20 protein-coding genes are annotated in these 22,221 nt (G+C 60.8%); 8 read left to right on the top strand and 12 right to left on the bottom strand.

Features of this window, described 5'->3' with window-relative positions; translation table 11 throughout:
• Positions 1-215 precede the first annotated feature (215 nt).
• Positions 216-680 carry a tRNA (cytidine(34)-2'-O)-methyltransferase gene (locus ACWHXT_RS17620; RefSeq protein WP_447530429.1) on the top strand — a complete coding sequence of 155 codons (465 nt, stop codon included), beginning with the start codon at positions 216-218 and terminating at the stop codon, positions 678-680.
• On the opposite strand, the gene pyrE is transcribed toward ACWHXT_RS17620, so the two are convergent.
• Complete coding sequence (gene pyrE, locus ACWHXT_RS17615; protein ID WP_447927490.1) at positions 675-1,352, bottom strand: orotate phosphoribosyltransferase; 678 nt, start codon at positions 1,350-1,352, stop codon at positions 675-677. The genes ACWHXT_RS17620 and pyrE overlap by 6 nt on opposite strands.
• Positions 1,353-1,488: 136 nt before the next feature.
• Here pyrE and ACWHXT_RS17610 point away from each other — a divergent pair, with 136 nt between their 5' ends.
• Entirely contained in the window at positions 1,489-2,256 is a 768-nt protein-coding gene (locus ACWHXT_RS17610) for an exodeoxyribonuclease III (RefSeq protein WP_447530427.1), read from the top strand.
• 102 nt (positions 2,257-2,358) lie between these two features.
• Here ACWHXT_RS17610 and rph read toward each other — a convergent pair whose 3' ends face one another.
• Complete coding sequence (gene rph, locus ACWHXT_RS17605) at positions 2,359-3,096, bottom strand: ribonuclease PH (protein WP_447894725.1); 738 nt, start codon at positions 3,094-3,096, stop codon at positions 2,359-2,361.
• A 124-nt stretch (positions 3,097-3,220) separates the two neighbouring features.
• On the opposite strand from rph, the gene ACWHXT_RS17600 reads away from it, so the two are divergent.
• Together ACWHXT_RS17600 and ACWHXT_RS17595 are read left to right on the top strand one after the other, a co-directional pair.
• Entirely contained in the window at positions 3,221-4,099 is an 879-nt protein-coding gene (locus ACWHXT_RS17600; RefSeq protein WP_447956781.1) for a YicC/YloC family endoribonuclease, read from the top strand.
• 93 nt (positions 4,100-4,192) lie between these two features.
• Positions 4,193-4,939 carry a glutathione S-transferase family protein gene (locus ACWHXT_RS17595; RefSeq protein ID WP_447956780.1) on the top strand — a complete coding sequence of 249 codons (747 nt, stop codon included), beginning with the start codon at positions 4,193-4,195 and terminating at the stop codon, positions 4,937-4,939.
• 40 nt (positions 4,940-4,979) lie between these two features.
• On the opposite strand, the gene ACWHXT_RS17590 is transcribed toward ACWHXT_RS17595, so the two are convergent.
• The 9 genes from ACWHXT_RS17590 to hsdR all read right to left on the bottom strand — a co-directional run bounded on the left by ACWHXT_RS17590 (position 4,980) and on the right by hsdR (position 17,274).
• Complete coding sequence (locus tag ACWHXT_RS17590) at positions 4,980-6,041, bottom strand: HlyD family secretion protein (protein ID WP_447956779.1); 1,062 nt, start codon at positions 6,039-6,041, stop codon at positions 4,980-4,982.
• Positions 6,042-6,068: 27 nt separating this feature from the next.
• Complete coding sequence (locus tag ACWHXT_RS17585) at positions 6,069-7,616, bottom strand: MFS transporter (protein ID WP_447956778.1); 1,548 nt, start codon at positions 7,614-7,616, stop codon at positions 6,069-6,071.
• Between the two features lie 116 nt (positions 7,617-7,732).
• A complete protein-coding gene (locus tag ACWHXT_RS17580; RefSeq protein WP_447956777.1) occupies positions 7,733-8,161 on the bottom strand; it encodes a MarR family winged helix-turn-helix transcriptional regulator in 429 nt (142 codons plus the stop codon).
• Between the two features lie 277 nt (positions 8,162-8,438).
• Entirely contained in the window at positions 8,439-9,209 is a 771-nt protein-coding gene (locus tag ACWHXT_RS17575; protein ID WP_447956776.1) for a DUF3800 domain-containing protein, read from the bottom strand.
• Complete coding sequence (locus ACWHXT_RS17570; protein WP_447956775.1) at positions 9,178-9,465, bottom strand: hypothetical protein; 288 nt, start codon at positions 9,463-9,465, stop codon at positions 9,178-9,180. The genes ACWHXT_RS17575 and ACWHXT_RS17570 overlap by 32 nt, the downstream gene beginning before the upstream one ends.
• On the bottom strand, positions 9,462-10,829 hold the full coding sequence (locus tag ACWHXT_RS17565; protein ID WP_447956774.1) for a restriction endonuclease subunit S: 1,368 nt from the start codon (positions 10,827-10,829) through the stop codon (positions 9,462-9,464). Before ACWHXT_RS17565 ends, ACWHXT_RS17570 begins: the two co-directional genes overlap by 4 nt.
• Positions 10,826-12,451: an N-6 DNA methylase gene (locus ACWHXT_RS17560; protein WP_447956773.1), complete on the bottom strand. Its 1,626-nt coding sequence runs from the start codon at positions 12,449-12,451 to the stop codon at positions 10,826-10,828. The genes ACWHXT_RS17565 and ACWHXT_RS17560 overlap by 4 nt, the downstream gene beginning before the upstream one ends.
• Positions 12,452-12,474: 23 nt before the next feature.
• Positions 12,475-13,689 (bottom strand): protein adenylyltransferase Fic, encoded by a 1,215-nt coding sequence (gene fic / locus ACWHXT_RS17555; protein ID WP_447956772.1) that lies wholly within the window; start codon positions 13,687-13,689, stop codon positions 12,475-12,477.
• Positions 13,690-13,737: 48 nt separating this feature from the next.
• Positions 13,738-17,274, bottom strand: coding sequence for a type I restriction-modification system endonuclease (gene hsdR / locus ACWHXT_RS17550; RefSeq protein ID WP_447956771.1), 3,537 nt, complete (start codon positions 17,272-17,274; stop codon positions 13,738-13,740).
• Between the two features lie 269 nt (positions 17,275-17,543).
• Here hsdR and ACWHXT_RS17545 point away from each other — a divergent pair, with 269 nt between their 5' ends.
• A complete protein-coding gene (locus tag ACWHXT_RS17545; protein WP_447956770.1) occupies positions 17,544-18,419 on the top strand; it encodes a pirin family protein in 876 nt (291 codons plus the stop codon).
• Here the strand turns inward: ACWHXT_RS17545 and ACWHXT_RS17540 are convergent.
• A complete protein-coding gene (locus ACWHXT_RS17540) occupies positions 18,416-19,042 on the bottom strand; it encodes a DNA-3-methyladenine glycosylase family protein (RefSeq protein ID WP_447894714.1) in 627 nt (208 codons plus the stop codon). The two genes, ACWHXT_RS17545 and ACWHXT_RS17540, sit on opposite strands and share 4 nt — an antisense overlap.
• Positions 19,043-19,177: 135 nt before the next feature.
• Here ACWHXT_RS17540 and ACWHXT_RS17535 point away from each other — a divergent pair, with 135 nt between their 5' ends.
• The 3 genes from ACWHXT_RS17535 (at position 19,178) to ACWHXT_RS17525 (ending at position 22,159) form a co-directional block, all read left to right on the top strand.
• Positions 19,178-20,521, top strand: coding sequence for a type II toxin-antitoxin system HipA family toxin (locus ACWHXT_RS17535; protein ID WP_447958066.1), 1,344 nt, complete (start codon positions 19,178-19,180; stop codon positions 20,519-20,521).
• Complete coding sequence (locus ACWHXT_RS17530; protein WP_447956769.1) at positions 20,518-20,844, top strand: helix-turn-helix domain-containing protein; 327 nt, start codon at positions 20,518-20,520, stop codon at positions 20,842-20,844. Before ACWHXT_RS17535 ends, ACWHXT_RS17530 begins: the two co-directional genes overlap by 4 nt.
• Positions 20,845-20,962: 118 nt before the next feature.
• Positions 20,963-22,159 carry an MFS transporter gene (locus ACWHXT_RS17525; RefSeq protein WP_447927479.1) on the top strand — a complete coding sequence of 399 codons (1,197 nt, stop codon included), beginning with the start codon at positions 20,963-20,965 and terminating at the stop codon, positions 22,157-22,159.
• Positions 22,160-22,221 lie beyond the last annotated feature (62 nt).

Below are 22,221 nucleotides of genomic sequence, written 5' to 3'. Positions count from 1 at the left end.
AGGAAAGCGGGACGCTTTGGCCGTATCATACAGGGCGGCAGGTCGAAGGCGAAACCGGTGAATAAATACGTCGAATGGAGTCAAAAAAATCTTTTCTAACATTAGACCAAAGTTCTATAAGAGTTTGTATAATACCGCGCCACCGTTGGGCGAAATCGTCACCCGGCGGGGGCGTGCCACCGGAGCGGCATTGCGCAGGCCAAAGGGTACTCGTCATGTTTGAAGTAGCGCTGTTCGAACCGCGCATGGCACCCAATACGGGCAACATCATGCGCCTGGTCGCCAATAACGGCTGCCGGCTTCATCTGATCGAGCCATTGGGCTTTGATCTTGAAGAGAAAAAGCTGCGCCGCGCCGGGCTCGACTATCGGGATCTGGCCAACGTGACGCGCCACGCCGACTTTGCGGCGTTTGCAAAGGCCATGGCCGGGCGCACCATGTGGGCCATTACGACCAAGGGGGGAAGGGCGCACAGCGAGGCGGCGTTTGCCCCCGGGGACGTGCTGCTGTTCGGCTCGGAAACCGGTGGTTTATCGGCCGAGGTGCACGCAGCACTGGCAGAGGAGCAGAAGCTGCGCATCCCCATGCAGCCCAATAACCGCAGCCTGAATTTGTCCAACGCCGTGGCGGTGGTGAGTTTCGAGGCCTGGCGGCAGCAGGGCTACAAAGGCGCGCTATAGCGCCTGGGAAGCCACCACGCCGTAGCGGTCGCGGTAGGCACGCACCGCCTCGGCGTAGGCGAGCATCTCGCCGCCTTCGTGCTCTTCGAGATATTCAAGTACTTGCTCGAGAGTGACGATACTTACCACGGGCATGGCGTACTGGTCGCTCACTTCCTGCAGGGCGCTTTTCTCGCCCTGGCCGCGCTCCTGGCGGTCCAGCGCTATGATCACCCCGGCGGCGTGGGCGTTTTCGGCCTCGATCAGCGCCATGACCTCGCGAATGGCGGTGCCCGCCGTGATCACGTCGTCGATGATCAAAATATTGCCGGCAAGCGGCGCGCCGACGATGTTGCCGCCTTCGCCGTGGGCCTTGGCTTCCTTGCGATTGAACGCGTAAGGCATGTCCTGGTCATGGTGGTCGGCCAAAGCGGCGGCGGTGACGGCGGCCAGTGGAATGCCCTTGTAGGCCGGGCCGAAAAGCACGTCGGCCTCGAGGTCGCTGTCCATGATGGCCTGGGCGTAGAAGCGGCCCAGCTTGGCCAAGGCGCGGCCGGTTTGGAACAAACCTGCGTTGAAGAAATAGGGGCTGACGCGCCCGGACTTAAGCGTGAACTCGCCGAATTTAAGCACGCCCTGCTCAATAGCGAAGGCAATGAAGTCGCGCTGATAGGGTTTTAAAGTCGCAGTCACGGCGATGGTCTCTTAAGCAAAAATGTGAGTGAACGTAACCGTTAATGATCAGGTAAATAGTCTGATTAAGCTTGCCTATTTACCCAAACGTCTAAACGTCGGGTATCATACAGCAGCGACGCAAAAGGGACGATTTATGAAAATTGCCAGCATTAATGTCAATGGTATACGTGATGCCGTCGACCGTGGCTTCCTGGACTGGCTGGCTCAGCAGGATGTCGACGTGGTCTGCGTGCAGAACCTCAAAGCCAAGAGCTTTGAGCTGGGCGACCATATCCTCTATCCGGAAGGTTTCGAAGGCTACTTTTTGGACGCCGAAGAAGATGGCTTCGCCGGGGTCGGTTTATATTGCCGCAAGATTCCCAAAGCCATCATGTACGGGCTGGGCTTTCCCCAGTGCGACCACGAAGGGCGCTTTTTGCAGGCGGACTACGACCGTTTCAGCATCGCTACCTTCCTGATGCCCGACGGCTCCGATCAAAAAGCCAAACAGGCCTTCATGGAGCAGTACCAGGAGTACCTGACGAAGATGTCGCGCAAACGCCGCGAATACATCATCTGCGGTACCTGGCACGTCGCCCATAAAACCGTGGATCTGGCCAACTGGTCCGACAACCAGCTCACGTCGGGCTTTCGCCCGGAAGAGCGCGCTTGGATGGACCAGGTGCTCGGCCCGACCGGCTTCATCGACACCTTCCGCGAGATCAATCGCGACGCCGGTGAGTATACCTGGTGGCCGAAACTCGACCAGCAGGTTCCTCGCGACCGCCAGGAAGGTTGGCGCATCGACTACCAGCTGGTCGGCCCGAACTTTCGCCGCCACGTGGTCGACGCCTGGATCGACTATGACGCGACCTTCTCCGAGTACGCCCCGCTGATCGTCGAGTACGACCTGGCCCTTTAAGGCCGAGCGGCTTCCCGCGTCGCGCCGGTAGTCACTTTCAAGTAGCCGTCAAAAAGGCCAGCTTAGCGCTGGCCTTTTGCGTCTCGATAGCGGCGTAATGGTTTAGCCGCGAATGCCCAGCGCCTCGCGTTGATGTTCGCGCAGCTCCTCTCCGGCCTTCTCGGCCAAATCCAGCATGGCGTTGAGTTCGGCGCGGCTGAACGATTCGGCCTCGGCGGTGCCCTGCACCTCGATCAGCTCGTTGGTGTCGGTCATCACCACGTTCAGGTCGGTGTCCGCCTTGCTGTCTTCCGGGTAGTCGAGATCGAGCACCGGCACGCCTTTGTAGATACCTACCGAGATGGCGCTGACCAACTGCTTGAAGGGGTCGCCCTTGATCTTTTTCTCGCGCTGTAGGTAGCGAATCGCGTCCAGCAGCGCCACGCAGCCGCCGGTGATCGCCGCGGTGCGCGTACCGCCATCGGCCTGGATCACGTCGCAATCCACGGTGATCGTGAACTCGCCAAGCTTCTTCAGATTCACCGCCGCGCGCAGGCTGCGTCCGATCAGGCGCTGGATTTCCAGCGTCCGGCCGCCCTGTTTGCCCCGGCTGGCTTCGCGGCCGCTGCGCGAGTGGGTCGCCCGGGGCAGCATGCCGTACTCGGCGGTCACCCAGCCCTGGTGCTTGCCACGCAGCCAGCGCGGCACGCCCGCCTCGACGCTTGCGTTACACAGCACTTTGGTATCGCCAAACTCGACCAGCACCGAGCCTTCGGCGTGGCGGGTGTAGTCGCGGGTCAGGCGGATATCGCGCAGCTGGTCGGCCTCGCGGCCACTGGGGCGAACAACATCGGGACGCATAGCACCTCTCAATCGCGCTCAAAAGCGCATCACTCGGAAAAGCCGTCTATTGTACACGTCCTGACGGTTAAACCCGCCCCTATCGGGTAGACTGAAGAAAATGCGCTTTCAAAGGATCTGATCAATGGGTAACACTCGCTGCGTACACAGTATGACCGCTTTTGCCCGGACCGAGCAGGCAAGCGCTTTCGGCACGCTGCAGATCGAAATTCGCTCCGTGAACCAGCGCTACCTGGACCCGCATTTTCGCTTGCCGGAGGCGCTACGCGAGCTCGAGCCCACGCTTCGCGAAACGCTCAGGCAGCGCCTGGCGCGGGGCAAGATAGAGTGCAACCTGCGCTTTGAAAGCGCCGACGACGTTCAAGCGCCCACGGTCAACCAGGCGCGGCTAAAAGAGATCGCCGACGTGCTCGCGACCATTCAGGCCCAGGTACCGGGCGCCGCAGCGCCGACGACGCTGGCGCTTTTGAACCACCCCGGCGTAATGGAGACCCAGCACCTCGACCAGGAGGCCATCAAGACCGCCGCCCACGCCCTTTTTGAGCAGGCCCTGGACGAGCTGATCGACGCCCGCGCCCGCGAAGGCGAAAAGCTCAGCGCGATGATCGAAAGCCGCCTCGATGCGGTCAGCGAGCAGGTGCGCCTGGTGCGCGGTTTTCTCCCGCAGATTCTAGAGCGCCAGCGCGCATTGCTGCTCGAACGCCTGGAAATCGCCCGCACCGAGCTCGACCCCCAGCGCCTGGAGGCGGAGCTTGTCATGGTCGCCCAAAAGGCCGACGTGGACGAAGAGCTCGACCGCCTGGAAGCCCACGTGGATGAGGTACGCCGCCAGCTGGTTGAGCCCGGCCCCCAGGGCCGCCGGCTGGATTTTCTGATGCAGGAGCTCAACCGCGAAGCCAATACGCTCTCGTCGAAATCCGTGGTCGCCGACACCACCCGCTGCGCGGTGGAGCTGAAGGTATTGATCGAGCAGATGCGGGAGCAGATTCAGAATATTGAGTGATCAAGGCTTTTGACCCAAAGCGTCGGGTTTTCGCAATGGCCGCCCCGTGCACTACGCTGTCTCTATACCGTTTAGCAGACACGAGCCTTGCCCATGCCCATGACCCTCTACGCCCATCGCCTCTCCCAGCCTTCGCGGGCTGTTGAAATTCTTGCCCGGGAGCTGGGCCTCGAGTACGACTTCCACGAGATCGACTTCGCGGGTGGTGAAACCCATGCGCCGTGGTTTGCCGAGATCAACCCCTTCGAAACCGTCCCCGCCCTGCAGGCGACCTCATCGGCAGGTGACACGTTTTCCCTCGGCGAAAGCCAGGCGATCATGAAGTACCTTTGTCGCACGGCAAGCGATCGACAGTGCGCCAAGCGCTGGTATCCGGGGGATGAAGATGCGCTTGCCTCCGCTCGGATCGACCAGTGGCTTGCCTGGATGCACGCCGGCGTGCGTCGCTTCGATATGTTCCACTCCATCATGAACCTGCACCTGACGCTGCCCATGCTCAAACGCGAGATTCAGGCCACCCAGCTGAAACCGCTACAGGATGGCCTGGCGTCGGGCCTTGGCGTGCTGGAGGCGCAGCTTGCGCGACACGCGAAGGCCGGCCACTCGGCCACGCTGCTGGGCGGCGAGCACCCCACCCTGGCCGACCTGGCCATTAGCTGCGAGCTCTATCAGATCAAGGCGACGGGCTACTCGTTCGGCGGTTATCCCAGCGTCGACACTTGGCTTACCGGCATGGCCAAGCGCGCGCACTTCAAGGCCGTTTGCGACGTGGTGGACGCCCAGGGGCGCGAGATCCGCGAGCAAAGCGGAGCGTATCTGGCGCTGGAAGCGTTCGGGTAGTTTTTGCTGACCATGCGGGCGCTCAAAGCCGCCCGGTCCGTTAGCCGGGCGCGCCGGTTTGAATCGTCGTCTCGACTGAGAGGCCGACCCGCAGTTTGTCTAGCCCCGGCTGGTCCGGGTCCAGGGCGATGCGCACCGGCAGGCGCTGGACGATCTTGGTGAAGTTGCCCGAGGTTTCGTTGGATGAGACCGGCGAGAAGGTCGCCCCGGTGGCCGGCGCCAGGCTCTGAACGTGGCCGTGCAGGGTAAGCTCGGGGAAAGCGTCCACGTCGATATCCACCGGCTGGCCGGGGGCGATCCGGGTAATATCGACCTCGCGGTAGTGAGCGGTGATATAGATCGCCTCGACCGGCACGATGGCGAGCTGCGCGCTGCCGGTATCCACCCAGGCCCCTTCGCGGGCCGACTGTTCGGCGGTCACCCCATCCACGGGCGCTTTTATATGGGTACGCGACAGCGCCAGCCGGGCTTTCTCCTGCTGTGCCAGGGCCTGGTCCAGCGCGGCGGCGGCGCTGTCACGCTGCGCCTGGAGCACCTCGGCCTGCTGGCGCACGCTCTCCAGATCGGCCTGGTCGGCCTGGCGCTTGGCTTGAAGCGCCCGGGCGTTGGCATCGGCCTGCTGGGCGTTCTGGTCCGAGACGTTGCCGTTATGGCGCAGGTGGCGAAAGCGCTCCGCCGTGGCGTGGGCGTAGTCGGCGTTGGCCCCATCCTGGGCGAGCTGCGCTTGGGCCTGACGAACCCGGGCGGGTTGCTGGGCCCGCTGCGCCTCGATCCGCGCAAGCTCCGCCCGGGCCGCGGCTACCTGGCCCTGGGCTTCCTCCAGCGCTGCCTGGTAGTCGCGCGGGTCGATCTCCATCAACGCATCGCCGCGGCTGACCCGCTCGTGATCCTCGACGTGAACGGCCACCAGATCGCCGCTCACCTGCGGGGCGATCACCACGTAGTCGGCGTCCAGGCGCGCATCGTTGGTCCAGACGGTGTCGCTGTGCCACTGTTGATACGCAAGCCAACCGGCGGCGCTGGCCGCGAGCAGCAGGATGGTCGCGCTCAGTATCAGGGGTGTTCGCGCTCGTGGGCGGGCGTCATCGGTTGGGGTACTCATGGCATTCTCAGGCTAGGGATTTTAGGGTTAGAGCGGCTTGGGCCGGTTGAAACGCGGCGCAAAGGTGCGCTTGGGCAGTAGACACAGTGGCAGTAGCAGCAGGGCGGCCAGCGCCATGACGCGCCAGATATCGGCGTAGGCGAGCACCTGGGCCTGCATCTCGAGCTGCTCGTACAGTGCGTGAAAGTGCTCGCCGCCTTTGGCGTTAGCCGACCAGGCCAGCGCTTCGCCCTCGTGGCCCCCCAGCGGCAGCGCGTTGGCCAGGCTGAAGCGCTGCCCGCCCAGGCGGTCCAGCAGGGTCTGCAGGTGGTGAGCATGGGTGGTGACTAGCGCATGGCCGATGAGGCCGCTGGCCACCGGCCCGGCCAGCGCCCGCGAGGTGTTGATCGTGGCCGAGGCGAACGGCCCCTCCCAGGGGTCGATCACCGCCGTGGAGGTCGTCAAAAGGCTCACCACTACGATCGACTGGCCCATGGAGAAAATCACCTGCGAGAGGTAGAACTGCTCCCGGGTCCAGGCCAGGGTCGCGCCACTGTTCATCCAACTGGCCAGCGCCATCAGCACCAGCCCCAGCGCCACCATCCAGCGGCTATCCACGCGCTCGAAGTTTAATACGAACGCGGTCAGCGGCAGCATCACCAGCGACGGCAGCGCCAGCGCCAGCATGACGGGCAGGATCTGCAGCGGGCGGTAGCCGTGTATCTCGGCCAGAAACTCCTCCGGCAGCGAAGCAGCCGAAGCCCCCAGGGCGATCACGCCGATCAGCATGGCGATGCCGAAGCCGAAGTTGACCCGTTTGACCAGCCCCGGCTGAATCAGCGGTACCGGCGCGACGCAGCAGCGCAGGATGAACAGCGGCAACAGCGTCGTGCAGGCCAGCGCCAGCCAGCCCGCCTGGGGTGAGTTGAACCAGTCCCACCGCTCGCCCTGGGTGAACAGCACCACCAGGCTTGCGCAGGCGCTCCAGCCCAGCAGCCAGCCCAGCCAGTCGAACTGACGCCAGCGGTTGGGCGGGCGCGGGTCCTGGGGCAATCCGTAAAGCAGCAGCGCCGCCGCCAGCACGCAAAGCGGCACCACCGCCCAGAACACGAAGTGGGTACCCAGGTCATGGTGGGCCCACGCCACGATAGGGTTGGCAATGTTAGGGGCGAAGGTGGCCGTCAGGCCGTAGGCGGCCAGCCCGAAGAGCTTGGTCGATGGCGTCAAAAAGCGCAGCGCCACCGCCATCAACAGCGGAATCAGAAAGCCGTTGGTGAGTCCCTGCAACCAGCGCAAGCCCAGCAGCACCGCCCGCGATTCGATGAACGTACAGCAAAGCCCGACCGCCCCGAGGGCGAGTACCGCCGCCACCGCGAAGCGGCGCATCGAATAGGTCACCGCCAGCCAGGGCGCAACCAACATGCCCATGGCGACGCCGGTGGCGTACAGCGTGGTGAACCAACTGCCTTGGTCGACACTGAAACCGTAGGCGCCGCGAATGTCCGCCAGGGCCAGCGACGTCGCTTCTTCGTTGATGTCGGCACCGATACAGGCCAGCAGCATACCGACCAGGCCAAGAACCAGGCGTAGGGACATGAAACACTCATTGCGATGAAAAACGGGCGGCCAAGCCAGCCCAAGGGCGGGCAAACCTATAGCTATAAGTTGACTTTGTCAACTTGTGCCACCATCCATCGCACTAAGTGATTGTTTTAAGGTGTCTCGGGGAGATCGTTACCGATATGTTCCAGCATGCGGTCGAGCAGGGTCTCGAACTGCCGGGCTTCGTCCGGTGTCAGCCCCGCGGTCAACGTGGCGGATAGCGCGCGGCGCACGTCTTCCAGGCGCTCGAACAGCGCCCGGCCCTCAGCGGTCAAGGAAACCTCGGTGAGCCGCTTGGCCGTCGAATTGCCGCAGCGAATGATCAGTTCCTGGCGCTCCAGCTCACGAAACGCCCGCGCCACCTGGCCCTTGTCCCACCCCCGGCAATGCAGCAGCGCTTGCTGGGGCTGGCCGGGAAAGCGTCCCACCACCGACAGCACGCGCATTTGAAAGGTCGACAGCGCGATACCGTCGCGCTTGGCAAGCTCCGCCAGCCGCGCCCGGCTTAAAAAACTCACTTCGGCTAGCTTGTCGATCATGGTTGGCTCCGTGTGTGAAAAACGGCGCTTCTCTGCGCATGTTGTTACCTTTTCGCTATAGTACGCGCGAAAGCATAAAGGCGTGGCGAATCTGAGATGCAAGGGTAGAGGAGGGTTCTCGCTAGTGTGCATCCTGGATAAGCGTGCTTCTGCTAAACGTTGACTTCTTACCTAACAGGTAACACACTTCGTGTTAAATGGACTGGGAGTGCCCGGTCGGCGTCTAAACCTCGGTGAGCTTCATCGAGGTTTTTCGCTATCTGGACGATGCAAAAACTCACGGCAAATGCTTGAGCCCCCACTGATCATACCCATCGCCTACCGCTTGCCTGCCGCCTTCGCAGTAAAACTTTCTTCGCAGCACATCGAAGGCTTGGTTGGGCTGCTCTGGCTTGAGCACGTGTCGGCCGATAGGCCGTGCCACTAAATCCGCGAGCTGAAGCCCTGCCGAGTTGCTGGTTTTAGCGGCCATGCGGATGCTAAAAGGCAGGTCGTGCTGATATTTGTTCTTGCCGTCGCAGATCCGGCGAAACGCCAATTCAAGCTCGATATCTTCCTTGGCACCGCGCTTTTCGACGATGACATGGGTGACGAGCTTTTCCTGCCCTTTCTCTTCGACGAAATCGAATAGTGTTTCCAGGCAGTGCTTCAGCGCCAGATGGTACGGGTTATCCTGCTCATCGCGGCTGTTCAACCGGTGCTTTTCGATGACACAGGAGGCGAGAATGAAGTTGCTCTCTTTTATCAGCGTACTCAGTCGTCCCATGAACGCCTGCTTATCGGCCCGGTTTTTGAATAGTATGAAATCGCCTTTCTCCTTGCGAATCTCGTGTTCGTGCAGAATCACCAGGTCGTGGCCGAAGTAATCGAATTTCAGCTGTTGCAGTGCCGGTACCACGGTCGAAAGATAGTGACCCTTGTAGAAAATACAAAAGGCCAGCACAAAGACCGGGTAGTTGGGGTCGATATTGGCCATGCCGTGGTCGCCACTTTCATCGACATAGACGACAAAGTCGCTAAAGCCTCGCGTGTTGCCAATATCGGCCATGCTCGTATCGCTCCTCATAAGGCTTAAGTCCCCTCGACATCCATGCAGCGTTAGCGTAGTCGGGTATCGCGCGGCCGAGCCAAGGCAGGCAGTGCGCGGCCTCTACAAGCTCGTCGCTGCGGTAGTGAATCGCGCCCTGGCCGTGGTCGATGCCCTTGAGCTCGGCGGACTCGAAAAACTCGACCTTGTGCCAGAACGATAAGATGCGCTGGGCTTGGGCCGGTGCTGCGAAGGGCGCGGATGCCGCCTGACTCATGTGGTGGCCTTCTTCCGTGGGCGTTTCTTCGGCGCCTGGGCGGCGCGTTCGGCCTTGATGCGCGCCAGAAGCGCCTCGGCGCTGTTCTCGCCGCTGATCAAGTCGGGATTGTCCTCGCGCCACTGGGCGGTCAGCTCGCCGCGAAAGGCTTTGGCGAGGATGGATTGGGTGAGCTGGTTGACGCGTTCAAGGGCGCTATTGGCCTGGCGCTCGACGGTATCGGCGTAGGCGAAGAGCTGATCGACGCGGCGGACGATTTCGGTTTGTTCATCGAATGAAGGCAATACAAAATTTAATGCACGGATAGACTTAGCGTTGATATTAGGTTGTGTTATTGCAGTAGAGCTCAGCCCCATTTTTCGCTGACCTTCAGGTGAAGTGAGAGCATAATAGATAAAGCGTTTATTGGCTGAGCTTTTTAATCTAAAACGAATAAGGTATGCACTAGGAATAGCAGTATAATCACCATCAAAAAGTGCCATAACACCAATACTACCTGTGCGTGTAATAAGCAGATCGCCAAGCTGCAATTTGAATTGATTTAATTTTTCAGAAGTAACTTCAACTTTGGGAGTTTCTGGTGTGACCCTGACCACCCCGTTATCCATATCCGTTGTACGAATAGTGGGTATGCCGGATTCAGAGTTTGTATAGTCATTTTTACTAAATCTAGGTCCATAGAAAGAGCTATCAACTACCTCATCGAGCTTTATTTCTTTTCCTTGATCTACATTTGCCTTCTTTCGCCACTCCTCCGTCAACCGTCCACTCACCGCCGCCGCGAGCACGGATTGGCGAAAGCGCTTGAGGATCTCGGGAATGCGTTCGAGGCGGGCTTTGGTGCCGTCCACCTGCGCCAGCAGGGTATCAAGCTTATCGGCGATGACCTTTTGTTCGGCGAGGGGGGGAAGTGTAATCGAGTGCTCTTTGATTACTGTTTGAGAGATATTTGGCTGCGCCCCACCTTGACCTTTAGCTATAAAAGCATCTTTTTCGTTTCTTAATAAGTAATAGAGAAAGTTGCTATCGGTTAAGCTAGAAACAGGCTGCCCAACGCCACATGCCTGATTGGTTGTTGCATCAATTCCAAGGATCGAAACTTTACCGATTGTCGCGCCATACATTGCTATTACAACAGAACCTTGTGAAAAAAATTTAGCACTCGATTTTTGAACACCAAGATCCGTAATGTATTCGCTTGCCTCAGACAAAACCTTGAGGCCGAGATCCCCTGTTTTAATCCATGGAATATCGCCACCGTAGTAATCTGTGTTTTTGCGCGAGGGAGTTCCACCAGAACCCCAGACGGCGATGCTCCCTAAGGTTGTGCAATGCCATTCATTCGGAAAGGTGCTATCCGTCATTTGATCTCACCCATCATTTCCTGCACTAACACCCGCTGCCCGTCGGCTTCTTCCTCAGCCCCCAACTCTCGCATCAGCCCATCCAGCTCACCCAGCGCCTGCACCAGCTCGCTCATCGCTTCTCCGGCCAGCACCTCGGGGGCGGGCAGCTCACTAGCATCGACGCTGTCCTTGTCCTTGAGCCAGCTGATATCCAGCGAGTCGCCCTTGGTGTCGCGAATCCACTCGCGGCTGAAGCAGCGCCAGCGGGATTTGGCGAGGCGGTCGTCATCCACGCCCTGGTTTTCCTCCGTGGCCTCCGCATCAACGGCGATCTCGTCGGCGTTGAACGACCACTCGCCTTCCTGGCGGGGGCTTCGGCCGTTGGGGTCGTCGCCATACACGGCCTCGAACGGGGTCAGGTGCTGCTTACCGAACGGCGTGCGCTTGCCGAAGCTCGGCATGTTGGTGCGCAGGTCATACACCCAAACGTTGTCGGTGCAGCCGGTGTCCTGGTGCTTATCCGCCGCGCTGCCTTTGGTAAAAAACAGCACGTTGGTCTTCACGCCCTGGGCGTAGAAGATGCCGGTGGGTAGGCGCAGAACGGTGTGCAGGTGGCATTTGTCCATCAGGTCGCGGCGCACCTCCGCCCCTACGCCGGCTTCAAACAGCACGTTGTCCGGCAATACCACCGCGGCGCGGCCGCCGGGTTTCAGGTTGCGGTAGATGTGCTGCAAAAAGGCGAGCTGCTTGTTGCTGGTTTTATATGTCAGGTCGTCGCGGGTAATACTGGCATCACCGCCTTTGCTGGTACCAAAGGGCGGGTTGGCGAGGATCACGTCGGCTTTGTCCAGGGACTTCCCGGCATCGCCCAGGGCGTTGCCCAGGTGCACCACGCCTTCGTTATCGCCCTCCATGCCGTGGAGCAGGCAGTTCATCAGCGCCAGGCGCCGGGTGCCGGGCACCAGCTCGATGCCGGTAAAGGCGCGGTTTTTCTGAAACGCCTGTGCCTGGGCCGTCAGGTCGAACAGGTCGTCGGTCTGCTCCTTGATGTAGCGGTCAGCGGCGATCAAAAAGCCCGCCGTCCCCGCGGAGGGGTCCTGCACGGTTTCCCCGGCCTGGGGTTTTACGCAGCGCACCATCGAGTCGATCAACTGGCGCGGCGTGAAGTACTGCCCGGCGCCGGATTTGGTCTCGTTGGCGTTTTTCTCCAAAAGCCCTTCGTAGAGATCGCCCAGGCCATCTGCCTGGGCGCTGAACCAATCGATGCCGTCGAGCGCCTTGATCATCTGCTCCAGGTGGCGCGGCTCGCGCAGCCGGGTCTGGGCGTCGGCGTAGATGGCGCTGATCAGCGGGTCGGCATGCACCACGTAACCGTTGCCATCGCGGCCGCTGGAAAGGCTCAGCAGAATGCGCTTGTAGTCATCCAGCAGGTTAAGGCCGGATTTGTTGTTCAAGTCCGCCCAGCGGCAGCCTTCCGGCAGCGGGTGGCGCTCTAATGTGCTCGCCTCGGTATTCTCGTGAACCATCTTGATGAACAGCAAAAGCACCAGCTCGGTGACGTAGTCCGAGTAGTTGATGCCGTCGTCGCGCAGCACGTCGCACAGGTTCCAGAGCTTTTGGACGATGTCGTTATTGGTCATGAAATTCCAGACTTATAAATCAATCAATGGTAAGGGCGCAGCGTGTTGCTGTCGCTGGTCATCAGGTTTAGCAGGCGCGGGTTAAGAAAAAGCTTTTCGTTTCCGGCGGTTTTTTCCTGCAATACGCCAATATCCACCAGCTGTTTAAGGTATTGGGAGGCGGTCTGTCGTTTGGCGATCCCTTTGTCGACCAGATTGCTGATGCGACAATAAGGCTGCTCAAAAACAGTCTGCACCAGCTCGTGGCTATAGATCTTTGGCAACCGTTGCCTGACATGATCTTCTGTCTGGCGAATAAGCTCGCGCATGGCGGCGATTTTTGCGCAGGTCCATGTGGATACTTGCTCGATCCCCTGGAGCATGAACACGACCCATTCCTGCCAGTGGCCCGTACGGGTCACCTGGGTCAGCAAACGGTAGTAGTCGTTTTTATGGGCCACGATATAGCGGCTCAGGTAGAGAATCGGCAAGGTCAGCAACTGCTGTTCGATCAGGTAGAGTACGTTCAGTATGCGTCCGGCACGGCCATTACCGTCATGAAAAGGATGAATGGCTTCGAACTGGTAATGGCTGACGGCCATTTTGATCAATGGGTCGATGTCATCTTCGGCATGCAAATAATTTTCCCAGTTGGCGAGCAAGTTGCGAATGACGTTCTCGCCACTGGGGGGCGTATAAACGGTTTCGCCTGTCGCCTGATTGCCGATAATGGTGCCCGGTATCTTGCGGATATCCATGTCCACACCCTTGAGGGTGCTGCAGATATCGACCGCCGTATTGGTACACAGAGGCTTACGCTGAAGGGAGGTGAACCCTTCGAAAAGCGCGGTGCGATATCTCAGCGCTTCTTTGGTCGCGGCATCGGCCCCTTGGTCTTCCTGGGAGTACTGAAACAGCTTGTCGGTGGTCGTGACGATGTTTTCGATTTCGGAGCTGTCTTTCGCTTCCAGCAGCGGGAGGAGGTTGATCAGCAGCGTCTGATTAGGAATCAGCTCTCCTGCCTGCTTTAGTTCCGCCAGCGCTGCACGGGCACGGATACAGGCTTTAAGAATTGTCACCGTTTCCAGTGCTTCCTCAGTCGGTGGAAGCGAGGGAAGCTGGTTGTAAGGTTGATCTGCCTGCCAATCCATGTACGATTTTCCAATAAATTTCGACATAGTTATAAGTGGCAAGCAGTCTATGTCGACGTTATCGACATGGCAATCACCTTTGTCGAAAAAATAATAAAAAATCGACATAGAGCTAAGCCATGTCGATACGATCAACACGATTTACCGCGCCTTACTTTACCCCGCCTTTGGTGGCCACATCGCCTCAATAAGTTCTTCCAGCACGCCATCCAACTGGTCATCAAGTACCTTGTCCAGCTGTTTGGCGCCGCCGGGCAGGGCGGGAAGCTGGTTGACCGCCTCGCGGTCGAGAATCACGTCGTGGACCAGCTGCTTGGCCAAGCGCTGGAGCCACTTGCGTTGGTTGGCGTTCCAGGCGTGCTGGGTGAGGATCGCGTCCATGGCCTCGGCCACGCGCTGCTGGAACGGCTTGAGCGGCTCGCCCAGGGCCGCGCGGCGGATGTGGCCGATAATGCTGGCGGCGATGTCCTGGTTGGTCTGGTTGCGCACCGCGCTTTGCAGGTTGGCCTCAGAGTAGCCCTGGCCATCCAGCAGCAGCTTGACCTCCTTGAGCTGTTCGCGGGTCAGGTCACGGGGCGCGTTGACAGCGACCGCCAGGGCGGCGGAGTGGTTGAGCTGCTCGTTGATGAAGGCGTTGAAGCTGTCGAGGTAATCTTCCGGGCGCTTGTGCACGCCGTAGCTTTGGCTGCGCTCGCGGATCTCGTCGTCGTGCTCGGCAATGATCGGCAGTCGCTCGCGGCCCACCAAGTGTTTCACCTCGGCCAGTTGATGAACAAGGTTGCTGTGCTTGCCAAGAAACGCCGACGCCTCTTTGGGCCCCAGCGCGTGTAGGTGCTCGTGAAGCTTGCCCGGCTCCACCTCCCACTGACGGTGCAGTTCGGCAAGTTTTTCCTTAAGCGCGGGTTTCTGCTCCGCTTTGGCCTCGGCCTTACGCAGCACGCGCATGACCTTTTGGCTGAGCTGGTCGAGCACTGCATCGGCCTGGCTTTGATCCGGCGTTTCGCCTGGGCTGTTCAGCGCATTTTCGAGCTGCTGCGGGTCGCTTAGCTCGTTTGCCAGTTGGGCAAGGCTGACGTTGGGGTCGCGCACCAGCGGTTGCATGGTGTTGACCTCGGCAAGGGCGGCGTAAATATCCACCGGGTCGTAAAGGGTGAAAACGGTCTTGCCGATGTCGTCGCAGCGCCGCGTAGCGCGGCCGATCATCTGCTCGAACAGAATGCGCGAACGCACCCGGCGCATGAATACCAGATGGCAAATGCGGGGCACGTCGATGCCGGTGGTTAATAGATCAACGGTTACGGCGATGTTGGGGTAGCGCTCGTTTTTATAGCGCCGGATGAGCTGGCTGACTTTTTCGCTCTGGCCGGTAATCTTGGCCACGGCGGCCTGGTGGTAGCTCTGCCCATAAAGTGCTTTGAAGGCGATATCCAGCGCGTTTTTGACCATATCGGCGTGGGCGTCGGTGGCGCAGAAGATCAGCGTTTTCTCATCACCGAACGGGTCCAGCTCCTTGGCAAGCTGCTCACAGATGACGCGGTTGAAATCGGGCGCAATCACCTGGCGGTTGAAGGCTTCGACCTCGAAGCTCAGCTCGTCCTCGAGCTCAGCGGTGTCGACTTCGCCGGTTTGCGGGTTGAGCACCTCGACGGTGGCGCCCTTATCGAACTGGATGCCCTCTTGGGTCAGCAGCGTTTCGTAGCGGATGGGTGGCTCGTGGTCGATTAGCCAGTCGTCCGCCACCGCTTCCCGGTAGGAGTAGGTGTACACCGGTTTGCCGAAAATCTCGCTGGTATGGCGTGCCGGGGTGGCGGTCAGGGCGATCTTCACCGCGTCGAAGTAATCCAGCACGCGGCGGTAGCTTGAGAGGTACTGGCCGGGGTCGCGGGTGGCAAGCTCGCCCTCGGTCATCTCCTGGTCGAGGGTATAGCCGCGGTGGGCCTCGTCGATGATGATGCAGTCGAACTGGTCGATGGGCGGCGGGGCGTCGCTTGCGAAAATACGCTTCACCATGGCCTGCACGGTGGCGACCTGTACGCGGGTTTCAAGCTCCGCCACCTTGTCGCCCAGCTCGGCGACGTTATAGATGCTCGAGAGCGTGTGGTTCTGCTCGAGCGGCGCTTCGTTGAAAGCGTCCACCGCCTGGTCGCCAAGCGCTGTCCGGTCGACTAAAAACAGGATGCGGTGAAAGCGCTCGGTTTTTAAAAAGCGGTACATCAGGCCGATGATGGTGCGGGTTTTGCCCGTGCCGGTGGCCATGGCCAGCAGGGCGGTGCGCTGCCCGTGCGCCAGCGCCTGCTCGGTCGCGGCAATGGCCTTCTGCTGATAGTCGCGCAGGTTCAGATAGCCGAAGGGCTCGCTCTGCAACAGCTTCTCGGCGTTGCACCGGTCGCGCTCGAGCAGGTTCACCAGGCCGCCGGGTGTATGAAAGGTAGGCAAGGCGCGGCGCAGGTTGCTGGGCTCGCGCACGTCGCGAAACCAGGTGCCCGACTGCTCCTTGAGCTGGGGCACGTAAGGGCGGCCGTTGCAGGAGTAGACGAAGGGCACCTTGTAGTGGGCCTCTTCCTCAAAGGGCCAGGCAATGGTGCGCCCGGCAAGCGCCCAGGCACCCACCAGCGGCGGCGCGATGCTTAACCCCTTGCTGTAGCGCTCGGCCTGCTCGATCTTGCCCGCGACGTTGACGTTCTCTTTCTTGGCTTCGACCACGGCCATCGGCGTCAGCCCCACAAACAGCACGTAGTCGGCCTGGTCTTGCTTGCCGGTGGTCTTGCCGCTGCTGGGCAGGCAGGGCCACTCCGCGATGGCGCGGTAGGTGCCTTTCTCGGGCCGCGCGCCCTTGGCGTAGGTGATTTCCTGGCTGTAGACCTCCCAACCGGCTTCCTTGAGCTGCTGGTCGATCAGTAGCCGGGTGAGCTCTTCGCTGAGCTCCAGCGACTGGCTGGCGGCCTGGGTCTGGGTGGCGATTTTCTGGCGCTGCTGGCTCTTTTGCTGCTCACTCTGCGCGTCGAGCTTTCGCTGGAGCGCCTGAATTTTCTGCTCGTAGGCCTGGCGCTGGCCATTAAGCGCCCGTTCGTTTTGCTGGGCCTGCTGGCTGAGCGTTTGCGCCTCCTGGTCCATGGCGTAGGCCAGCGCTTCGAACTCCTGCTTTTCTTGCTCGACCAGCTGGCTGAGCTGTTGGCTGTCGTCCAGCGCGAGGTTGGCGCTTTTAAGCTCGTGGCGTAGCTGTTCTATATCGCCCTGCAGTTGGCGCAGTTCGATGCTGGGGTCGCGGGGTGGCACGAAGGCGCCGGGCTTGAACGCCGTACCTGCCTGGCCAAAGGAGCGGTGAAACCAGATCGCCAGCTCCCGGGCGAGGCGTAGGCCGTCCATCGCCTCCTTGTGCTGAGTGCGAAACTGGTGCGTCGCCTTATTGCCCTCGATACGCAGGGTATGCAATAGCTCTTTGACCTGAGGCTCCAGGCGCAGCTCGCGGTTCAGGCGGTAGAGCAGGTCGGCCTGGCTGGTCTGCTGATCAAATTCGATGCCAGAGACCGCTGCCATATGCTGGGCGAGCGCCTCTCCCAACTGGCGCAGCTTGATCAGCGTGGTATTGGGGTCGTTGGCAAAGGCACGCTCGGCGGCCGCGGCGAGCTCGGCCAGCAACGCGTCGTGCTCGGCCAAAAAGCCAAAATTCGTGGGGGCGTGTTCGGTCGTCATTCCCAGGGCGCTCCGTTCTTGGCTCTATATGGTTTGGCCGTACCGTACCGGCATACTAATTGAACCCGCTCATGACGTTAAGACAACTTTAGGTGGCCGCGCCGCCCAACATTAGCCGTTAGAGAATGTCTGCGCCCCCTGTTACTCGAATGCTTGCCTGTCGCGCCGCCCTTCGCTCGATTTACTTCAACCAAACCCGGGAGATTATTCGCTCCCCAATCGCGGCGTCGGGTTTTACACTGAGGATATTCTGGATAAAGGAGCCTCTCATGTCCGCAGCGAAGCCTTCCACCCCCCGCCGCGTCATCGCCCAGCACGCCGCCCACCGGGACGATATCGGCGACCTGACCACCCGGCGGCCGCTACCGGGGCCCGGGCTCGATCAGCTCGACCCGTTTCTGTTTTTGAATCACCACGGCCCGCAAACCTATCCGGCGAACAATCAGGGGCTGCCGTTTGGCCCGCACCCGCACCGCGGGTTCGAGACGGTGACGTTTATTTTGGAAGGTTCGCTCGCCCACGCGGACAGCACCGACCACCAGAGCGTGATTCATGAAGGCGGTGTGCAGTGGATGACCGCGGGCAGCGGTATCGTGCACGCCGAAGTCTCGCCGCCCGAGTTCAAGCGCGAGGGCGGCCCGCTGGAGATTCTCCAGCTCTGGATCAACCTGCCGTCAAAACTGAAGATGAGCGACCCGCACTACGTGGGCCTGCAGCAGCATGATATCCCGGCGCTGGCGCTTCCCGGCGGCGGCGAGCTGAACCTGATCGCCGGTCAGTGGGACAACAAGACCGGCCCTATCGAGGCATTGACCGGCATTTTCATGTCGACCCTCACGCTGCCCGCAGGTTCGAGTGAGGCGTTGCCCGTGGCCGCTGGCCGCCAGGTGTTTCTCTACGTGGTGAACGGCGAGGTAAGCGTGGGCGGCGAGCCGGTCAAGGCGCATCACCTGATCGAGGTCGACCGCGAGGGCGAGACCCTTGAAATCGAAGCCTCATCGGGTGCGCGGCTGCTCTTTGGCCACGGTGACGTTATCGACGAGCCGATCTTCTCCCACGGCCCCTTCGTGATGACCACCCGCGAGGAGATCGTCCAGGCGGTCGAGGATTACCAGGCGGGCAAGTTTGGCGGGTTGAACGCTTAAAGCGGCTCGCCCCGGTAGTAGTGCCATAGAAAAAGCGAGCCTACGCTTCGCCAGGGCGCCCAGTGCTCCACCAGCTGGCGCGCTTGCTTGGGCGTGGGCTTGTCGTCCATGCGCTTTAGCCGGCCCAGGGCGACGCGCAGCGCCAGGTCGTCCGCGGGGAAAATATCCGCACGCTTGAGCGAGAACATCAAATAGATCTCGGCGCTCCAGCGGCCAAAGCCTCTGAGTTGGGTGATCGCGGTAATCGCCGCGTCGTCGTCCAGCGCCTCCAGGCCGTCGGCGCTGAAGGTGCCGGCAAGCTCCGCCTCGGCCAGGCCCTTGGCGTACTCGACCTTGCGCCAGGAGAGCCCGGCATCGCGCAGCGCCTGTCCTTCGACCTCCATCACCGCCTGGGCGTGAAGCTCCGGTAGCAGCGTATTCACGCGGCCCATGATCGCCCGCGCGGCGCCGGTGGAAATCTGCTGGCTGACGATGGTTGAGAAGAAGGTGGCGAAGCCCTTGTCGCGTTGGCGCGGGGCGGGCGGACCCACGTGCGCCAGGGCCCGGGCGATATCGCGGTCGGCCTCGGCAAGCGCGGCCATGGCGTGGTCGAGGGTGGGCTGGGTAGAGATATCGAACGACATGAATCACCAATGGTTAATGAGCAAAATAATGTTCATTAGAGTCTATTTTGAGCGCTGGTGCGCAATAAAATGCACAAAATAAGCCCCTGAGCTATAATTTTGAGTAATAAATTACTCAATCAAGGTAGCCCGATCGTGCTGATGATCCAACTATTTCATCGCGGCCAATGGCAGGACGCCGCCGAGCTGGTCATCGAGCACCCCTTGCAGGGGCGCCGAGGGGCGGCCCGGCTGGGCTATGTGACCGATTACGCGCTCGAGTATCTCGAGCGCGACGATGACGCGGCCTGCAGCTTACGTTTACCCGTCGCGTTAATGGAAACCCACCATTCGTCGACCTGGTTTACGTTTCTTGATGACATCATGCCGTCGGGCGCTAGCCGGCGCTATTGGGTCACTCAACTGGGGATCGCATCGCTGAGCGAGGCGGAGCAGGATTACACCCTATTGGCCAACGGCACCATCGCGCCGGTAGGCAATCTGCGCATCAAGGAGTCGCTGCCCGCACGCCCGGCGGGCAGCACACTGGAGCAGCAGCGCTTTCCTTTACGTGATGTCGTAGACCGGGATAGTGACTTCCTGGCCTATGCCCAGCAAATGGGCGCCGCGGGTGGGGGCGCGACCGGTGCCGGTGGCGAGGCGCCAAAGCTATTGCTGCGCTGTACGCCTGATGATCAGGTCTGGATCGATACCTATCAGGACGACCAGGCCAGCACCGACCCGCACTATTTAGTCAAATTTCCGCGCGGTCAACGCAGCGAGCTCGACAGCAACATTCTGCGCGCCGAGTACCACTTCTACCAGGAACTCACCGCCCTTGGCGTGGCCACCATCGACACCCAGGGTATGCGGCTGCTGGAAGGCGAGCGCTATCCTTCGCTTTGGCTACCGCGGTTCGACGTGGCACATATAGCGGGTCAGCGTACTTTTTTCGGTCTGGAATCCGTTTACGCCGTGATGGGCCGCGAACCCGGAAGTTTTCTGAATCACTTTGCGGTGATCGAGGCATTGACCGGCAGGCTTGGCAAGCAGTATCGCGTATTGGAAGAGGGACAGCCCTTCGATCAAGCGCCGTTCGTGTGTGAGTGGGTCAAACGTGATCTGCTCAACATTGCGTTTGCCAACAGCGATAATCACGGCCGCAATACGGCGTTACTGAAAACACCGCAAGGGATTTGGCTGGCGCCGATTTACGACTTTGCACCGATGAAGGCCGACCCGGAAGGTATCATTCGCACCACGACCTGGGGCGCGCCTTTCGAGCAGGGGCGAGAGGTCGACTGGTTCGCCATTGCCGAGGCGCTAAAAACCTACCTGCCCCCGGAGCAGTTGATGGGCGAGCTGCAAGCCCAGGCCAGGCAGTTGCTCAGCTTGAAAGAGCGTCTTGCCCTGCGGGGGGTGGCGCCCACGCTTCTGGACTCGCCGGCGCTGGGGCTCGATTACCTGGACGATAAGCTTAAGCGTTGGGGGCTACTATGAAGCGCAAAGCGTTAAGTAGTATCGAGCGCGAGGCGCTGCTGGTGGAGCTGCTCGACCAGCTGCTGCGTGAGGAAATGAGCACCGGCCAGGTACTGCGCCAATTGCGTCGTGAGGTGCTGGGAATGTCGCAAACGCAATATGCCGAGAAGGTCGGTATCAGCCGCCGCTCGCTCTCCGATATCGAAGGGGATAAAGCGAGCCCGACGCGGGCGCTGCTGGACCAGGTATTCCGCCCGCTGGGGTTGCAAGTAGGGTTGATACCCAAGAGCCGCCAGCTGCGCGAGCGTCTGTTATCCGTCAAGGCGGATGGCCGCTCGTCTTGAGGGTACCTGCCGAGATGCCATGTTTTCGTGGCAAAGAGTTTCTACTTTAGTCTAATCCTGCGATCATTTACCCCATTCCAAACGTTTTAAAAGCGGGCTAACCCCCGAGGAGCAGAGTGTGCAAGAGTCTTCCGCGGGCCGGGCGAGTAACCCTCGTCTGGCCGAATTTGCGTTAGCGCTGGGTGGTTTTGGTATCGGGACCAGCGAGTTCGTCATCATGGGGCTAATGAACCGGGTGGCGGGGGATTTGGCCGTGACCGTGCCCCAGGTGGGGTATGCGATCAGCAGCTACGCCCTGGGCGTGGTGGTCGGCGCGCCGATCATTTCCGCGATGGCGGCCCGGGTGCCCAAGCGCTCGCTTTTGATCGTGCTGATGCTGGTGTTCGCCGTGGGTAACATTGCCAGCGCCATGGCGCCGGGGTTTTGGTCCTTCGTGGGGCTGCGCTTTTTGGCCGGCCTTCCTCACGGGGCCTACTTCGGCGTGGCGGCGCTGGTGGCCGCCGGGGCGGTTCCCGTGGACCAGCGGGCGCGGGCGGTTTCCCGAGTCATGCTGGGGCTGACGGTGGCGATTTTGCTCGGCGCGCCGCTGGGCACCTGGGCGGGTAACCAGTTTGGCTGGCAAATCGCCTTTGCCGGGGTGGGGGGCATTGCGCTTTTAACGGCGCTGCTGATTCGCCTTTACGTGCCCGTTCAACCCTTCGATGCGCTGGCGAGCCCGCTCAAGGAGCTTTCCGCGCTGATCAAGCAGCGCGTGCTGGTCACGGTGGCCATTGCCTGCGTGGGCTGTGGCGGCATGTTCTCGATCTTTAGCTACGTGATGCCGACGCTGACCCAGCAGGCCGGTATGAGCGAGGCGCTGGGCCCGCTGGTATTGGTCATCTTCGGTGTCGGCTCGATCATCGGTAACCTGGTGGGCGGGCGCATGGCCGACAAGAACCTGATGCGGGCCATTCCGCGTATTTTGATCTGGTGCGCGGTCATTCAGGGGCTTTACTACTTCGCAGCCAATAACGTCTGGACCGGGCTTTTGTTCGTGGGCCTGGTAGGCACCAGCATGGCGCTGGCGCCGTCGCTGCAAACGCGGCTAATGGATGTGGCCGGCGATGCCCAGACCATGGCGGCCTCGCTCAATCACGCTGCCTTCAACGGCGCCAACGCGCTGGGCGCCTGGCTTGCCGGGCTTGCGATCAGCGCCGGGCTTACGCCGTCGAGCACTGGCTTCGTGGGCACCGGGCTTGCCCTGTGTGGTTTGGTCATTTTCGTGTTCGGGCGCTGGCTTGAAAAGCGCACCTACCAGGTAGCCCAGGCGCGGTAGCGAAGCGTTGGCGTAATTAAATTGGCGCAGGTGGGTAATTCTTTCTAAGGTATAAGAGTGCA

The sequence above is a fragment of the Vreelandella halophytica genome, assembly GCF_968193635.1.
This window is presented reverse-complemented; position numbering and strand designations above follow the sequence as displayed.

Coding starts and splice junctions, on each gene's coding strand:
- ACWHXT_RS17620 (WP_447530429.1), top strand. CDS start 216: ATGTTTGAAGTAGCGCTGTTCGAACCGCGCATGGCACCCAATACGGGC.
- ACWHXT_RS17610 (WP_447530427.1), top strand. CDS start 1,489: ATGAAAATTGCCAGCATTAATGTCAATGGTATACGTGATGCCGTCGAC.
- rph (WP_447894725.1), bottom strand. CDS start 3,096: ATGCGTCCCGATGTTGTTCGCCCCAGTGGCCGCGAGGCCGACCAGCTG.
- ACWHXT_RS17600 (WP_447956781.1), top strand. CDS start 3,221: ATGGGTAACACTCGCTGCGTACACAGTATGACCGCTTTTGCCCGGACC.
- ACWHXT_RS17595 (WP_447956780.1), top strand. CDS start 4,193: ATGCCCATGACCCTCTACGCCCATCGCCTCTCCCAGCCTTCGCGGGCT.
- ACWHXT_RS17590 (WP_447956779.1), bottom strand. CDS start 6,041: ATGAGTACCCCAACCGATGACGCCCGCCCACGAGCGCGAACACCCCTG.
- ACWHXT_RS17585 (WP_447956778.1), bottom strand. CDS start 7,616: ATGTCCCTACGCCTGGTTCTTGGCCTGGTCGGTATGCTGCTGGCCTGT.
- ACWHXT_RS17580 (WP_447956777.1), bottom strand. CDS start 8,161: ATGATCGACAAGCTAGCCGAAGTGAGTTTTTTAAGCCGGGCGCGGCTG.
- ACWHXT_RS17575 (WP_447956776.1), bottom strand. CDS start 9,209: ATGGCCGATATTGGCAACACGCGAGGCTTTAGCGACTTTGTCGTCTAT.
- ACWHXT_RS17570 (WP_447956775.1), bottom strand. CDS start 9,465: ATGAGTCAGGCGGCATCCGCGCCCTTCGCAGCACCGGCCCAAGCCCAG.
- ACWHXT_RS17565 (WP_447956774.1), bottom strand. CDS start 10,829: ATGACGGATAGCACCTTTCCGAATGAATGGCATTGCACAACCTTAGGG.
- ACWHXT_RS17560 (WP_447956773.1), bottom strand. CDS start 12,451: ATGACCAATAACGACATCGTCCAAAAGCTCTGGAACCTGTGCGACGTG.
- fic (WP_447956772.1), bottom strand. CDS start 13,689: ATGTCGATTTTTTATTATTTTTTCGACAAAGGTGATTGCCATGTCGAT.
- hsdR (WP_447956771.1), bottom strand. CDS start 17,274: ATGACGACCGAACACGCCCCCACGAATTTTGGCTTTTTGGCCGAGCAC.
- ACWHXT_RS17545 (WP_447956770.1), top strand. CDS start 17,544: ATGTCCGCAGCGAAGCCTTCCACCCCCCGCCGCGTCATCGCCCAGCAC.
- ACWHXT_RS17540 (WP_447894714.1), bottom strand. CDS start 19,042: ATGTCGTTCGATATCTCTACCCAGCCCACCCTCGACCACGCCATGGCC.
- ACWHXT_RS17530 (WP_447956769.1), top strand. CDS start 20,518: ATGAAGCGCAAAGCGTTAAGTAGTATCGAGCGCGAGGCGCTGCTGGTG.